Raw genomic sequence first — 14,729 nt, 5'->3', positions numbered from 1 at the left:
GTGCACGCCGACCCGCCCCCTTCACCGCCACATCACCCGCCCTTACTTGGCCGACAAATAACGCTTCATGGTCTTCAGCGTCGTGACCTTTGCCATATAAGAGCACTCAGGGCACCAATGGCCATTACGTATGAGTGACAGGTTGGTGTGCCAGCTATGCCCTCGCTCGCACAGCCAATGCATTTTTGTGTGGCAGTTGACGTATTCGGTGGACAGGCATTCCCCGCCTCTTGCTCGTGCGCCCTGATGAGCATCGTCGAGGCTTAGCCTGCTCTTTGGACACCGCTTACACCAACCACCCTGTCTGATAGTCGCCATCGGGGCAAGCCAGCGATGCCCGTTCTGGCATTGCCACTGAAGCTTAATTTGAGCATTTGCATACTCAGTGGACAGACATTTCCCGCCTTTCGCCGCTGCGGCCCGATGCGCGTCATCGAGGGTCAGCGTCTTCGCCTTCAGGTGGCATTTAACACACCAGCTGCCATGCAAGGCGCTCGATCCCAACCTCGTCCACTCATGCCCGACACGGCAACGAAAGCGATAGTGATGCTTTACACCCCGGTACTCTTGGTCAAGGCAGACCCCGCCATGGCGTTCGGCCATTTCACGCAACCGTACCAGTCCGTCCACCCCCTTTTCATGGATAAGTCTGGGCTGGATCGCACACTCACGGCACCACGCGCCGCCCATGACATTGACGCCTAAAGACTCCCAGACGTGCCCCTGGGCACAGCGAAAACCATACCGTTGACGTGTGCTGGTGTAAGCATCAGCCAAACATACCCCGCCGTGCTGCGCAGCGATCTGCTGCAAACGGGTCAGGCTGTCGGAGAACCCCTTGAGGTTTCTGGCCTTGTCTCGTTTGCAGAGGCTGCAATCAGGGTACAAGCCCATGGTCGAAGATTTACGCTGCCACGTGTGCCCCTGCGAACAACGAAAGTTATGGGGCACGCCATAACCCAGCCACCGCTCATCCAGCCAGGTCACCCCGGCTTCCTGAGCAATGGCGCGCACCCGCGCCGTAAAGCGATCCTGAATGCACGCCTGACAACTCTCCTGGCATCGGCTCATCCGCCTCGGGGTCTTGAGAAAAACATGCCCTTTAGAACAGACAAAACGATGCAGCTCGTTCCAGCCCAGCCACGTACTTTCCAGGCACCCCAACTGCTGTTGGTTAGCGGCGGCGCGCAAAGGTTCGGTTTTATCAAGTACAGGGTGTTTGGCCGTTGACATGGCAGGGTATCGCCTACAAAAACGTTCAGAAGAACTGCAAGATGCGGCGACACAGGAGCGGTTTCAATGAGGGGGGCGCAGGTAGAGAGTTGTCTTGCGAAGTTTAAGGATGAGTCCTACGTGCGTTGGTGTGGGAACGTCCAGCTGGCATCAATATCCGTACTTAGGCGGGAATCTCGACAGCGGCGGATGGGTCTTTGCCCATTCTTTGGCGTAGGCTTTGCCAGCTTCGATTTGTTCGGGGGTCATTTTAGCGGCGACCCTTGGCAGTACTTGCCCTCCGTAGCCCGGCGATGAAGGCCCTCTGCCGGGGTCCGCTTCTGCCATGAGCAGTGTCAGCCCGTAGGCTTTTACCAGATCAAGTGGATACCCTACCTTGTCGGGCATATGTGCCGCCCAAGCGGCATAGTCAGACATGGCACCAAAGTCTCCGGCTTTGGCCGATCTCTCAATCCAGTAAGCAAACCCTTGACGATCTCCGCGTGCATTCAGAAAGTCGGCGTAACTGTTCATGCCGGGTGGATAGCCGCCTTCCGCCGAGGCCTTGTACCATTTCTCGATTTCCTTTTTCCGGTTACCGGGGATCAGGAAAGTGCCTGCGCCTTCTCTGTATAAAGAACCTAGCCATTCCTGTGCCTCGGGGAAACCGGACTCCGCGGCTTTGATTAACCAATCAAAATGACTGGTCATCAAAAAAAGCTGCTGCATGGCTTCACCATCCCCCTGAGCGGCTCTTTCTTTCGCAAGTGAGCGAGCGTTTTCCAGCCACTCTTGAGGTGTTTTTATATCAGGCGGGCAATTCTCCATGATGTGGCAAAGGTCATCACCTTTATCGGACAATCGCATCATGGCGTAGACATCACCTTTTTCGGCCGCAGCTTCGTACAGCGCTTGCGCCTCGGTACTGATATGTTTTTTCCGAAGTCGTATAAGTTCTGCCAGGTAATACTGAGATTCACCATCCCCGGCGTTTGCGGCTATTTCAAGAAAAGGTTTAGATGTATAGCCATCATCCATATTGTAAAGAAAGACGCCTTTAACCCGTGCATCCTCTTGCTCGGGTGTCAATTGAGCCCAGGCACTGTTACAGACGATGAATAGCGTGAAGATTGTCTTTGTTAAATAAATAAACATTTTATGCATGCAGTTGCCATCCATAGTAATGGGCGATTCATTTTTTAGATGAAGCGCCCAGCGACTATTAAAATCCGTACTTAGGCGGGAATCTCGACAGCGGCGGATGGGTTTTCGCCCACTCGTTGGCGTAGACCTTTCCGGCTTCGATTTGTTCGGCGGTCATTTTGGCGGCGACCTCTGGCAGTACCTGCCCTCCGTAGCCCGGCGATGACGGCCCTCTTCCGGGATCTGCTTCTGCCATGAGCAGTGTCAGACCGTAGGCTTTTATCAGATCAAGCGGATAGCCGACTTCGTCGGGCATATGCGCGGTCCACGCGGCGTAGCCGGACATTGCACTAAAGTGGCCAGCTTTGGCCGATTGCTCGATCCAGTAACCATACCCTTGACGGTCTCCGCGCTTATTCAGCAGATCGGCGTAACTGTTCATACCGGGTGGATAGCCGCCTTCCGCCGAAGCTTTGTACCATTTCTCGATTTCTTTTTCCCGGTTGCTGGGCATCAGGAAAGTGCCTGCACCTTCTTTGTATAAAGAACCGAGCCATTCCTGCGCCTCGGGAAAACCGGACTCCGCTGCTTTGATTAACCAATCAAAATGACTGGTCATCAAAAAAAGTTGCTGCATGGCTTCACCATCCCCCTGAGCGGCTCTTTCTTTGGCCAGTGAGCGAGCGGCTTCCAACCACGCCTGAGGTGTTTTTATATCCGGCGGGCAGTTCTCCATGATGTGGCAGAGGTCGTCACCCTTATCGGACAATCGCATCATGGCGTAGATATCGCCTTTTTCGGCGGCGGCCTCGTACAGTTTCTGAGCTTTCGGTGTTATAACTTTTTGGTTCCGCCTAATAATTTCAGCCAAGTAATACTGTGACTCCGTATCCCCAGCCTCGGCTGACACTTCAAGAAAAGGGCTTGCCTTTGCACTCTTGATCATATTTAAGAAAAATAAACCTTGGCTTCGCGCCTCTTCTTGCTCTGGCGTTAATTGAGCCCAGGCACAATGACTAAACAGCAACAGTAGGCCGGTTAATTTCACTGAGACAATCAATATTTTGGCCATAGTGCCAGCTCCGTCCCTGCATCTGGGTTCCAGAATTTTGTCATTGATGCAAAATCACAGGTAGTATCCATCGCTTCGCCTAATATTTTTCTTGCGGAAAAATATCTTGTTTGCATTCTATTATCCGCAGGCAACTTCCCGGCATTTGCCGCCATGAAATTACTCATTCGGTATACATTTTCACAATAAATAAACCTGGGATTTTCCGGCTTGTTAAAGGATGAAAACCGCAGTACCGCTTTGCCAAACCGCTCTTGTGCCGAGGCCAGATTTTCATAGCCTGTCTTATTGTATGAGCCTGCCATGGCATTCTCATAGATGGAGCTCAAAATAATTTCGATCGCGTGCTGCTGCAATAAATGGCATTGCTGCGTCGTATACCTTATCGTCCTTGTGCCACCCATATCGCCCTGCACTTCTACTTCAAATGGCCTTGGCGTTTGAAGTAGCGTATCCAACAGCGACCCCAACCCCTCGGGCGTCAAGGTGGAATACCATCTTCTTAATTCCTGATCGTCTTGTTTGTCAAAGATCTCATGAGCCATCGGCCCCGCCCGCCCCCCTGCCTTTATCGCGTCATACATCCGACTAACAACGTTATACCCCCTCAAGAACACCCACTGCATGTCCACGCCAAGCGCGCTGAGCAGTTGCAGTTTGCTGAAGTAAGCGAAGGCCTCCGGTTGTACCCAGACCATTTTTTTATAGTTGTTTTCAACCAGTGCTTTATTGAAGATATCCAGGATCTGGATAATCGCTTTGTAGCCCACCACGAAGTTGAAGGCGCCCTGCACGCCGGGGCCGGCAATGATGGCCGCGTTCATGCGCAGGATCACGTAGCCGTTTTGCAGGGACAGGTTAAGCCCGGCCTTGGTGCCGACACCCAAGGCGGCGGAGGCGTCGATGCCCAGGGTGGCGAGTTCCAGCCAACCGTCGTTGTCGATGTGTTTCTTGAATGTCGGGTGGCGCAGGGTCAGCAGGTCGTCGGGCGGCGCCCAGAGCAGCGAGCCATTGATTTTGACCCCACCTTGTACGCCAGCGAACAGGTTGAACTGTCCGCCAAGGACGTCGTCGTGGCGGATATGAGGCCTCAGGCCGGTTTCTGCGCGGCTGAGACGGCGCTCCACATCACGCCCGGTGTCGAGGCCCAGGTCATCGTTTTCCTGCTTGTTCGGCCCCACGCGCAGGTTGGCGCTGAGCATCATTGAGGCGCCGGCGAAGCCCCAGGCCTTGAGGCTGCCAGTCAGGCAAAACTTCCCGAGCGTGACGATACCGTCGGCTACTTTCTGGCCCTGGTCGTCGTTCTCGTTTTTGTAGCTCAGCGTTTTCGGTGTCGCCTCGGCCCGCCCTGGCAGCTCAAACGAGGCCACCTCAATTTCGCCCTGCGCCAGGTTGACGTCCAGCGTCACGTTGGCCGACGCGCCCAGGCCTTTTTTCAGGCTGACACAGGGGGCGAGTACTTGGCTGGCGAGTTGCACGTTGCTCTGGGCCGGGGTCAGGCAACGAATCAAGCGCGCCTGCGGGCTGTTATCGAACAAGCGCAGGGGGCCGAGGGTGCTTTGCTTGAACAGCATCTGGCGCAGGTCTTCACCCCACGCGTCGAAGGTGGCGTCGTCGCGCAGGTTCTCGATGTAGATTTTTTCGGTGTTGATGTAGCGCTTGAACGTTTCAGGCTGGAAGAAGCCGTTGCGGTCGAACCAGCCGTCCTGGATTTCAACGGGCCGAGCGTCGTTCATTTTCAGCCAGGAGGTGAACAGGTCCGGGTCGGCACTCGTTTTGCCCGCCGTCACTTTGAAGGTGGGATCTTTGACTTGGGCCAGTGCTTTGTTCAGGTCTTCCTTGAGCAGGTCCCGAGTGCTTTGGTTGAGGTGTTTGAGCACGTCGGTGAGGCTCAAGTGGCGCAGGCGTGTGCGCTCGGTGGGCACGCTGATTTCTCGCAACGGAAAGTGAGTGCGCACCAGCCGCTGTTGCGGTTTTGGAGCGAAGGTCTCGGGGTTCCAGAGCAGGTGGCGTAGGGGTTTGGAATGTTTGACGAAGTCTTCGGCCTTTTTCTTCAGCGCCTGTTCTTGGGCTTCAAGTGCCTGCCACTGCACGGCTTCCGTGGTGAACAGGCTGCTCGGAGGCTGTTGTTTGGCGACATTGACCCAATTGTCGAATGATTTTTCGACGTGTTGATCCAGGGCTGCTTTTTGCCTGAGCAAGGCGTGGTATTTCTCGTACGCCTCAAACCCTTGCTGAATATCCCCGCTGTCGCCTTGCAGGGCGTATTCGGGCAAGGCCAGGCCGTAGGCGGCGGCTTCGAGAAGGGTTTTGACCAGTTCTGAATAATGGAATTGGCCTCTCGACTGTAGAAGCCACAGCTCAACGTCCCGTCGCGGCTGGGTGCGGTGGGCGTTTGCGTACTGCAGCTCAGCGATGACTTTCGCGTATTCCTGTTGATACTTATCCAGTTCTGCGGGACTAAAGAACGCTCTGCCCAGATCGACGAAGACTTGGCGCTGCTTAAGGTAGCGTTGAATAATCTCGCGAGCCTTCATCGCCTCGGCGCTGTACAGATGACCGTCTTCAAAACTGTAGCCGCGTTCGAGGGCAATTTTATGGCCCTTGGCATCGAGTGCGGCCCGTTCGCGGCGTAACGGCAGGGCGGTCTGTTGCTGTTGGTTGACGTGCCTTAGCTGCTCAACCGTGAGATTCGGTACGTGTTTGACGTCCTGCAAGCCCTCTTCGCGTATCCCCAGTCGTCCGAGGTCGTCCCCTATCTGGTCCAACTCATGCTCAATTTCCAAATACCGCTGGCTGTTCTGCGCATCCAGAAAGCTGCTGGTTTTGGGTTCCAGAAAGGGCTCCAGCAGCCCCGCGTCATTCAGGGCATTGATCCGTGAGTCGGGATCAGTGGTCAGCAGCTTCTTTTGCAGGTCATCGGCGGCGGCGACCAACGTGTTCAGGGTGTGTTCGCGCAGCAGCCAGAAACGGTCCTGACCGACTTCATAAATAACGTCGGCGTAATGGGTGTCTCGCTTGCACGGCTGCTCGCCGCAGAAATCGACGGTGCAGTGTTCAGGCGGCGCGGCAACAGGGTCGAGGTGCAACACCTCCAGGGCGCTGGTATCTGGCGCGGGTGTCGGGCTGTCCGCCACGGGCGCGCCGGCGGTGTCCGGCACGTTCAGCGTCCAGCCCGTGCGGATGTAGTTCGGGTTTTTGATAAAGGGATTAAGGCGCCGTAATTCGTCAACACTGCTAGCCAATCGCTGCGCGAGCTCGCTGAGGGTGTCCCCTTGCTGGACGGTATAAATACGAGTGGTCATGGCTGTAGCCCCTGTAGCAGTTGCTCGACCCGACGGTGCGGCCGTTCGCGCGAGGTGAGGATCGGGAGAAGGTCTTCGTGCTCACGCACGTTGCCGTGGGTGATCAGCGCAGACAGCTGCAACAGGTCACGGTCGACGCCGATGCCGTGCTTCACGAAGAAATCGAGGTTGGTGACTACGCGGGGCAGTTCTTGGTCTGGCACCTGAGCAAAGTGCTGCGGGTTCTGCCGTAGCCAGTGCAGCCAGCGGATGTCGGTGTAGGTCGAGTACAGGGTGTCCGGGAAAGCGAGGGGGTATTCGCAGGGCTCAGTGGCGGGTGTTTCGGCTTTCCAGACATGCCACTGACGTGATGTGGGATTAACGCCAGGGACCGGGGTGTAGACCTCACTCCACGGACCGAACAAGCAGGCGTGTTGCCGAACGTTTTCCATTGCCAGCGCGGCCCAGACAACGGGGTCGTGGATTGCCACTACGTTCGGCGGGGTCATGCTCAGCAATGTTCGGGCATGAGCCAGTGCCTGCACCGGGTCACTGCAGGTCAAGGCTATGCCTGCGGGGCGTTGATGGCACACCTCCGCCAGCCCGTCGATGCACGCTGCGTTGACCACAAACCAGGAAGGTCCTTGGGCCATGTGCGCCTGAAACGGTGTGCCGAACCACAGCAGATCAACGTTGAACTGCGCACCTTTTTGTATCAGCACCGTCCATGCAGCAGGCGCGTGGGCGGCTTCGATGAGGAACACTATCTTCTGCCCCTGTTCCAAGCGAGGACCGTTCAGGGTAGGACGGTTAAGAAACCGGGGGATCGCGTCAGACATAAAAGCCGTTCGTCCTTTGAGGGTCTGCCAGAAAGGACGAAACATGCCGCGAATGAAGAGCCGCTTCAATGCAGGGGGGTACGAAGGAGACGTTTCCGATTGGGTTTGAGGATTGGTCTTACAACGACGAAGAGAGGGTGGGTCACTCACACAGCATCTGCTGTCCGCCAGGATTCCGTAGGGTAGAGTTGAACTGCCAAAGCACCATCCCGACGTTCAGCAGATAACCGTAAAGAGTCCTGATTCAAACAGCCCGAGTTTATTTGGCGGATTTCCAGCTATTAATGTGTGCGCTCTGGCCATTTCGATGCCGTGGGCAATGCTGTGTTTACATTCAATGCTGCGCGCCAGACCGCCTGATGAAGCCTCGCCCAGACCGACCAACGAAAAGCCGTTGGTGATCACGGTAAAAAAGGCGATGACCCATAACTGGCTGCCCTTCATGACGCACGCTCCTGCACATTCGCCGCAGGGCGCTCAACCTTGACGACGGGCGCACCGACCGACGCGGTGACAGGATCAATCGACGGTGCATTCATGCTGGAGACAGTGGCTGCCGCGATGAAAGCAACATAGAGGGCAATGGCGATGTATGCGCCTTGCTTGAATGAATGAAGGATGGCGGTGGCCATGTCAGCAGCTCCGTGGGCATGTTTCGTGGCTCACAGGATCGTAGAAATCGTTGGCGCTGAATAACGATGGCGATGCATACCGGACATCAGGTTGATTGATTATTGAAGGCTTTGATCGAGGCGATAGAGCGAAGAATGTCCCTCGGATCGGGGGGCAGCATCAATCGATTGGCGGAGCGGAGTTGTTCGCGAGGGCGGCTTTACACGGGCAGATGCTGCGACGGGAATAAAAAAACGCGGACGAACCCATTCCCCGTTATCGATGTTGTCGATAACGGGGAATGGGTTCATTTCAGGGATGAATTCATTGCTGTGTTTTGTGATCCAGTGCGGCGTAGAAGTGGGCACTTTGTTGCAGGTATTTTGTGGTGTAGCTCTGGGTGATGTTCGATTTTTTGTTGCTGATCTCAACATTTGCGCTGGCAGGCAGGGCGACGGTGGCAGAGATAGCGGATGCTGCGATGACGGAGAAGAGATTGAAGTTCATGTCGTAAGCCTCGAATGTTCTGGTTTGATAGCTGCCGTTGAAGGCCGTGACTCAAACTTACGCCCGGGGGTCCGATCTCAGAAATGCTTTGTATTAGTAGCCCATATCAATTGAATTAATAACAGGCTCCAGCCCCGTAGCCAGGGGGCTGAAGCCTGTTTCGCAGGGGGTTATCGGGTCAGGAATTTGAAGTCAGACGGTGAGTCGAAGTCCATTTTCTGCACGGTTTCGCCCAAAAGACCGGTCTTGGCATCACGACGGACGGTGACGATCTGGTTGCTCTTTTGATTGGCAATCAACAAAAAATGACCTTGGGGGTCGATGCTGAATTCACGCGGTTCAGTGCCCTCGACCGAGCGTCGCTGAATTTCCTTGAGCTGGCCGGTGCCCGGAGCAATGGCAAACACCACTAACTGATTGGCTTCTCCCCGATTGGCGACATACAGGAATTTGCCGTCCGCCGAGGTGTGCAGGCCACCGCCACCGTTTTTCTGCTGCAGGCTCTTGTCAGTCAGATCGATCAGTTGTGTGCGCTTGAAAACCCCGTCGTGGTAATCGAACAGCGCCACTTGCGCTGCCATTTCCAATGTCAGGTAGGCATGCTTGCCGTCGTTGCTGAACAGCAAGTGCCGAGGTCCGCTGCCCGCAGGCAATTCCACCGATGGGGTCTTTGCGGGTTGAAGAGGCTGCGTGGCTTTGCTGTCGTAGCGAAAGACAAACAGCTTGTCGGCCCCCAGATCGCTGGCTATCAGGTACTTGCCATCCGGCGTCGGTACGGCCGAATGCACGTGGGACGATGCCTGACGCTCTGGATCGACATGGCTGGCCGGATGGGTACTGGTTTGCGCCACGGCGGACAGCTTGCCGGACGTGTCCACTGGCACCACTGCCAGCACGCCACCCGGATCGGGATGCACGGCGTAGTTGGCCACGAACAGGAAACGTCCGTCCAGGCTCAGGCTGGAATGGGTCGGCTCGTCACCCTTGCTGTCGACCTGATTGATCGGTGTCACTTCATGGCTTTTACCATCGATGGTGAAGCTGCTGACCTTGCCCACGGTGTCGCGCTGACCCGGCCCGTTCTCATTGACCGCAAACAGGTGGCGCTGATCCTTGGAGAGCGTCAGCCAGGACGGGTTTTCGCTTTTGATCACTTGCCGCGGTTGCGGGTCGATCTTTCCACTCTGGCTGTCAAACCGATAGCGGTAGATGCCTTCACTTGTGCCTTGGGTGTAAGACCCCACCAACACATCGTAGTCAGTGACGCTTTGCGCGAGCACAGGGAAAGCGATGATCCCGCTGGCCATCACCAGCCAGGGCAAAATTTTAGAGTTCATGGGCATCTCTCTATTTATTGGACGTGTTGGGCGCCACATTTGGCCAGTCGCTCCATGGCCACCTGTTCTATGACAGCGCCCTTGATGCAGTAGTTTTATCGCGGTTGTTTATCGGGGCGTTTTATTGGGGTTTGGGCAAAGCAAAGGCCATCACATAATCGCCCTGCCGGGTGCCGAGCGAGCCGTGACCGCCGGCCACGATCAGCACGTATTGGCGACCGTCACTACCGGTATAGGTCATGGGCGTGGCCTGTCCGCCTGCTGGCAGGCGGCCTTCCCACAGTTGTCTACCGTTACGGATGTCATAGGCCCGCAGGTATTGATCCAACGTCCCGGCGAGGAACGACACACCACCGGCGGTGCTGATCGTGCCCCCCATGCTCGGCACACCCATGGGCAAGGGAATTGGCAGCGGCGCACTGTCTCGGACCGTACCGTTCTTGTGTTTCCAGATCACTTTGTGGGTGGTCAGATCAACCGCCGCGACATAACCCCACGCGGGTGCCTGGCACGGCAAACCCAAGCGCGAAAGCAGTGGCGACAGGATCACGCCATACGGCGCGCCTTTGTTTGGCTGCACACCCTGGGTTTCACTTTTGCGTGCAGGACCACCCTCCACGGCAGTGCGCGGCACCAGTGTCGAGACAAACGCCATGTAATTGGGCGAGAGAAAGGCAACCTGCCGAACCGGGTCGACGGAGATGCCGCCCCAATTGAAGACCCCAACATTGCCCGGATAAATAATCGAGCCCTGGACGGAGGGTGGCGTGTAAATCCCTTCATAGCGCAGCGAACGAAAGGTGATGCGACACAGCATCTGATCGATCGGCGTCACGCCCCACATGTCCGCTTCCCGCAGGCGCGGCGGCATCATGTTCAGCGCCGACATGGGCTGAGTCGGCGAGGTGATATCACCCTCGACAGCGCCCTGCGGCACAGCGGTTTCCTTGATCGGCACAATGGGCGCACCGGTGCGGCGGTCAAGTACATAGATGCTGCCCTGCTTGGTCGATGCCAGCAGTGCAGGCTTGATCCCGCTCAGGGTCTTGAGGTCCATCAGCGTTGGCTGCCCGCCGACGTCCATGTCCCACAAATCATGGTGGGTGAACTGAAAGGTCCAGCGCACCTTGCCCGTAGCGATGTCCAGCGCCGTCACGCCGGCGCTGTACACCTCAGGTTTCTTGCGGTCACCGCCCCATTGATCCGGTGTCTGATTGCCCATGGGCAGATAGAGCATGCCCAGTTTTTCGTCGACGCTCATGACCGACCACATGTTGGGCGAGTTGCGGGTATAGGTCAGGCCGGGCAGGATCGGTTGGGTGTTATCGGGGTTGCCGCTGTCCCAATTCCACACCAGTTTGCCGCTGCGCACATCGAAGGCACGAATCACCCCGGACGGCTCGTCGACGGATTCATTGTCGGTGACATGCCCACCAATGATCACCAGATCGCGGGTGACCGCAGGCGGCGATGTCGAGTAATACCCTCCTGCGGTGAAGTCCCCGATGTTGCGGGTCAGGTCGACCGAGCCCTGATCGCCAAACTCTTCGCACGGTTTGCCGTTATCAGCGTTCAAGGCGATCAGACGGGTATCGGCGGTGGGCACAAAAATGCGCTTGGGACAGGTATTCGTCACGCCCGCGACGGCTTTGCCTGCGGGGGCTTTACCCGAAGGGGCTGGGGGATAAGCCCCGACGTCATGGTAGGCCACGCCGCGACAGGTCATGTGCGCCCACCCTTTGAAGCTGGCGGCGTTCTGCGTACTGAGTTTGGGGTCGAAGCGCCAGATTTCCTTGCCGGAATCCGGGTCCAGGGCAATCACCTGGCTGTGCGGGGTGCACAGATAGAGCATGCCATTGACCTTGAGCGGAGTGTTCTCGGCAGTGGTTTCCTTAGGATCATTAGGCCCCGGCAAATCGCCGGTGCGAAAGGTCCAGGCGAGTTGCAGTTGATGGGCATTGTCCGGGGTAATTTGCGCCAGAGGCGAGTATCGGTCACCGAACGCACTGCGCCCGTATGACTGCCAATCGCCTTCAGGTTGCTTCGGCGCACTCTCCTTCATGCCCACATCGGTGCGCGCCAGTTCCCCCTTGATTTCATCGTAGTGCGTGTATTGACTGGCCAACGCCACAGCACCGGCAACCAGCACCGCCAGGCTAAGGCTGGCGGTGGAGAATCTTCGGTATTCCGGTATCAATGAATTCCGCACCGCGGGCAGCAGCAGCACGATGCCCAGGACAAACCACAAGGACAAGCGTGGAACCAGTTGCCACCAATCCAGCCCGACTTCCCACCACGCCCATAGCGTGCTGACAAACAGCAGCAATGCGTACAGCCCAATCGCCGCACGCCGCGCCAGAATCAGCAACATCCCGCTTAATGCAAAGCCAGCCCCGCCAAGCACGTAATAGAACGACCCGCCCAACTGCACCAGCTTGACGCCCCCGGCCAGCATCACCAAACCTAGCACTAACAACACTATCCCGACCAAGGTCGGTAAAAGGTGTGTACGACTTTTTATTGCACTTTGGTTACTCATGGTGGATCTCCCTATCGTTTGTGGCTCAAATCCTTTGGGCCGGTGTGAAACGCAGTATAGCCGCCGTAGGAGATTCGTCCCCCTCGGCGCGAATCAATCCCGCTCTGGAGCGTCGTCTACGTCTACGTCTTCGTCCTCATCATCGCTCGGCGTGAAAGCACTCAGGCAAACGATCCGGTGATCTGTGTTGCCATCACTGAGGGTCCAGCTCTGCAATTGCGGGTCAAATGTCGCCGCTTGCACCTGCGCCAGGCTGAAGCGCCAGACTTTGCGCTCGCGACCGTCTATCGCCTCGATCTCCAGATGTTCGTCGCCCAGGGAAAACTCCCAGGCATGCAGCCCGTCGATTTCCAGCATGTTGGACGTTTGCAAGGCCGCAAGCAGGGTTTGGTCAGTGTTGGTCATAACAGTCAATCGCCTGAGTAAATAAAGGCGAATGATAGGCCAAACGGCTTCCCAATTCCTCAGAGAACGCGATGATCGGGCTCGGTTTCGATTCTGGCCGATGGCGGTAGGAGCTGGCTCGCCATAGCGGGCAAGCGCGCTCCTTGGTTTTATGTACGCGTCAGGCCGCAGTTATGCGCCCCCCGAATCAGCCAATCGCAGCCGTTGACGCCACCCCATCCACCAATCGCTGAATCCTCAGTGGATTGGCGTTTTTCAGGGCATCAGGCAGTGCGCTGTCCGGGAAGTTCTGGAAGCACACAGGGCGCAGGAAGCGATCGATCGCCAACGTCCCCACCGACGTCCCACGGGCATCGGAAGTCGCGGGATAAGGCCCGCCGTGTACCATCGAATCGCACACTTCGACCCCGGTCGGATAACCGTTGAGCAGGATACGGCCGACCTTCAGTTCCAGCAGCGCGGTGAGTTCGCTGAACTGCTGCAGGTCGCCGGGTTCAGCGATCAAGGTGGCGGTGAGCTGACCGTGCAAACCGTGCAGGGCCTCGCTGAGCTGGGCTTGATCAGCGACTTCGACGACCACGGTGGTCGGGCCAAATACTTCTTCCTGCAACACCGCGTCGCCCTTGAGCAACAGGCTGACATCGGCCTTGAACAGTTGCGGCAGGGCCTGATTGCCCTGCTGTTCGCTGCCCGCCAGGTGCGCGATACCCGGATGCGCCTGCAATGCCTGCAAGCCTTTGGCATAGCTGCCTAGCGTGCCTGCATTGAGCATGGTTTGCGGTGATTGATCGTTGATCTGCGCGCTGAGTTGTTGCACGAATTCGCTGAACGCGGGCGAGCGCAGGCCAATGACCAGACCGGGATTGGTGCAGAACTGACCGCACCCCTGAACCACTGACGCCGCCAGTTCACTGGCAATGCTGTCGCCGCGTGCAGCCAAGGCCTCGGGAAGGATGATCACCGGATTGATACTGCTCATCTCGGCGAACACTGGAATCGGTTGTGGGCGCGCTGCCGCCATGTCGCACAGGGCGCGGCCACCTTTGAGCGAGCCGGTGAAGCCCACGGCCAGAATCGCCGGATGTTTGACCAGCGCTTCACCCACGCCGGCGCCGTAGATCATGTTGAATACGCCCGTCGGCATGCCGGTCTTTTCCGCCGCGCGGATGATCGCATCAGCGACCTGTTCGGCGGTTGCCATGTGCCCGCTGTGGGCCTTGAACACCACCGGGCAACCGGCCGCGAGGGCCGAGGCGGTGTCGCCACCGGCCGTCGAGAACGCCAGCGGAAAGTTACTGGCGCCGAACACTGCAACCGGGCCCAGGCCGATGCGGTATTGACGCAGGTCCGGACGAGGTAACGGTTTGCGCTCCGGCAACGCCTGATCGATTCGCGCACCGTAGAAATCTCCACGACGCAGGACCTTGGCGAACAAGCGCATCTGGCCGCTGGTGCGCCCGCGCTCACCCTGGATACGCCCGGCAGGCAGCGCAGTTTCACGGCAAACCACAGCAACGAAGCCATCGCCCAACGCATCAAGTTCATCGGCGATGGCGTCGAGGAATTCAGCACGCTTGGCTGCACTCAATTGGCGATAGATAGGGTACGCGACAGCGGCGGCTTTGGCGGCGCTGTCGACTTCTTCGAGGGTGGCCTGATAGAAATCATGGGGCAGTTTTTCGCCGGTGCTGGCGTCGACGCTGTGCACGATGACCTTGCCGGCAGCGCTACGCTGGCCGCCGATGTAGTTGTGACCAAGAATGTGGGACATGAACGGTT

Annotated in this window: 12 protein-coding genes; all 12 read right to left on the bottom strand. The window is 57.3% G+C overall.

Features of this window, described 5'->3' with window-relative positions; all coding sequences use genetic code 11:
* Nucleotides 1-42: 42 nt before the first annotated feature.
* Nucleotides 43-1,233, bottom strand: a complete 1,191-nt coding sequence (locus AC1ME2_RS21305) for a hypothetical protein (protein WP_480436557.1) — start codon at nucleotides 1,231-1,233, stop codon at nucleotides 43-45.
* Between the two features lie 150 nt (nucleotides 1,234-1,383).
* Complete coding sequence (locus AC1ME2_RS21300; protein WP_480436556.1) at nucleotides 1,384-2,376, bottom strand: tetratricopeptide repeat protein; 993 nt, start codon at nucleotides 2,374-2,376, stop codon at nucleotides 1,384-1,386.
* Nucleotides 2,377-2,434: 58 nt separating this feature from the next.
* The gene (locus AC1ME2_RS21295) at nucleotides 2,435-3,427 is read right to left on the bottom strand and encodes a tetratricopeptide repeat protein (RefSeq protein ID WP_480436554.1); all 993 of its coding nucleotides are present in this window, start codon (nucleotides 3,425-3,427) and stop codon (nucleotides 2,435-2,437) included.
* Complete coding sequence (locus AC1ME2_RS21290; RefSeq protein ID WP_480436552.1) at nucleotides 3,412-6,732, bottom strand: LysM peptidoglycan-binding domain-containing protein; 3,321 nt, start codon at nucleotides 6,730-6,732, stop codon at nucleotides 3,412-3,414. The genes AC1ME2_RS21295 and AC1ME2_RS21290 overlap by 16 nt, the downstream gene beginning before the upstream one ends.
* Nucleotides 6,729-7,550, bottom strand: a complete 822-nt coding sequence (locus AC1ME2_RS21285) for a hypothetical protein (RefSeq protein ID WP_480436551.1) — start codon at nucleotides 7,548-7,550, stop codon at nucleotides 6,729-6,731. The genes AC1ME2_RS21290 and AC1ME2_RS21285 overlap by 4 nt, the downstream gene beginning before the upstream one ends.
* A 216-nt stretch (nucleotides 7,551-7,766) precedes the next feature.
* Nucleotides 7,767-7,994 carry a hypothetical protein gene (locus AC1ME2_RS21280; RefSeq protein WP_480436550.1) on the bottom strand — a complete coding sequence of 76 codons (228 nt, stop codon included), beginning with the start codon at nucleotides 7,992-7,994 and terminating at the stop codon, nucleotides 7,767-7,769.
* The gene (locus AC1ME2_RS21275; protein ID WP_480436548.1) at nucleotides 7,991-8,182 is read right to left on the bottom strand and encodes a hypothetical protein; all 192 of its coding nucleotides are present in this window, start codon (nucleotides 8,180-8,182) and stop codon (nucleotides 7,991-7,993) included. Before AC1ME2_RS21275 ends, AC1ME2_RS21280 begins: the two co-directional genes overlap by 4 nt.
* A gap of 304 nt (nucleotides 8,183-8,486) precedes the next feature.
* The gene (locus tag AC1ME2_RS21270; protein WP_480436546.1) at nucleotides 8,487-8,669 is read right to left on the bottom strand and encodes a hypothetical protein; all 183 of its coding nucleotides are present in this window, start codon (nucleotides 8,667-8,669) and stop codon (nucleotides 8,487-8,489) included.
* Nucleotides 8,670-8,839: 170 nt separating this feature from the next.
* A complete protein-coding gene (locus AC1ME2_RS21265; RefSeq protein WP_480436542.1) occupies nucleotides 8,840-10,006 on the bottom strand; it encodes a lactonase family protein in 1,167 nt (388 codons plus the stop codon).
* Nucleotides 10,007-10,127: 121 nt separating this feature from the next.
* Nucleotides 10,128-12,545: a glucose/quinate/shikimate family membrane-bound PQQ-dependent dehydrogenase gene (locus AC1ME2_RS21260; RefSeq protein WP_480436539.1), complete on the bottom strand. Its 2,418-nt coding sequence runs from the start codon at nucleotides 12,543-12,545 to the stop codon at nucleotides 10,128-10,130.
* A gap of 93 nt (nucleotides 12,546-12,638) precedes the next feature.
* Nucleotides 12,639-12,950 carry a DUF5629 family protein gene (locus AC1ME2_RS21255; protein WP_480436537.1) on the bottom strand — a complete coding sequence of 104 codons (312 nt, stop codon included), beginning with the start codon at nucleotides 12,948-12,950 and terminating at the stop codon, nucleotides 12,639-12,641.
* 187 nt (nucleotides 12,951-13,137) lie between these two features.
* Nucleotides 13,138-14,721: an aldehyde dehydrogenase (NADP(+)) gene (locus AC1ME2_RS21250; RefSeq protein WP_480436535.1), complete on the bottom strand. Its 1,584-nt coding sequence runs from the start codon at nucleotides 14,719-14,721 to the stop codon at nucleotides 13,138-13,140.
* Nucleotides 14,722-14,729 lie beyond the last annotated feature (8 nt).

It is taken from the genome of Pseudomonas sp. ASL9, from assembly GCF_056680335.1.
Note: the sequence above shows the minus strand (reverse complement) of the source record. Positions and strands in the feature narration are given on the sequence as shown.

Bases quoted from the DNA above. Each gene is read 5' to 3' on its own strand.
- AC1ME2_RS21305 (WP_480436557.1), bottom strand. From the start codon at position 1,233: ATGTCAACGGCCAAACACCCTGTACTTGATAAAACCGAACCTTTGCGC.
- AC1ME2_RS21300 (WP_480436556.1), bottom strand. From the start codon at position 2,376: ATGCATAAAATGTTTATTTATTTAACAAAGACAATCTTCACGCTATTC.
- AC1ME2_RS21295 (WP_480436554.1), bottom strand. From the start codon at position 3,427: ATGGCCAAAATATTGATTGTCTCAGTGAAATTAACCGGCCTACTGTTG.
- AC1ME2_RS21290 (WP_480436552.1), bottom strand. From the start codon at position 6,732: ATGACCACTCGTATTTATACCGTCCAGCAAGGGGACACCCTCAGCGAG.
- AC1ME2_RS21285 (WP_480436551.1), bottom strand. From the start codon at position 7,550: ATGTCTGACGCGATCCCCCGGTTTCTTAACCGTCCTACCCTGAACGGT.
- AC1ME2_RS21280 (WP_480436550.1), bottom strand. From the start codon at position 7,994: ATGAAGGGCAGCCAGTTATGGGTCATCGCCTTTTTTACCGTGATCACC.
- AC1ME2_RS21275 (WP_480436548.1), bottom strand. From the start codon at position 8,182: ATGGCCACCGCCATCCTTCATTCATTCAAGCAAGGCGCATACATCGCC.
- AC1ME2_RS21270 (WP_480436546.1), bottom strand. From the start codon at position 8,669: ATGAACTTCAATCTCTTCTCCGTCATCGCAGCATCCGCTATCTCTGCC.
- AC1ME2_RS21265 (WP_480436542.1), bottom strand. From the start codon at position 10,006: ATGAACTCTAAAATTTTGCCCTGGCTGGTGATGGCCAGCGGGATCATC.
- AC1ME2_RS21260 (WP_480436539.1), bottom strand. From the start codon at position 12,545: ATGAGTAACCAAAGTGCAATAAAAAGTCGTACACACCTTTTACCGACC.
- AC1ME2_RS21255 (WP_480436537.1), bottom strand. From the start codon at position 12,950: ATGACCAACACTGACCAAACCCTGCTTGCGGCCTTGCAAACGTCCAAC.
- AC1ME2_RS21250 (WP_480436535.1), bottom strand. From the start codon at position 14,721: ATGTCCCACATTCTTGGTCACAACTACATCGGCGGCCAGCGTAGCGCT.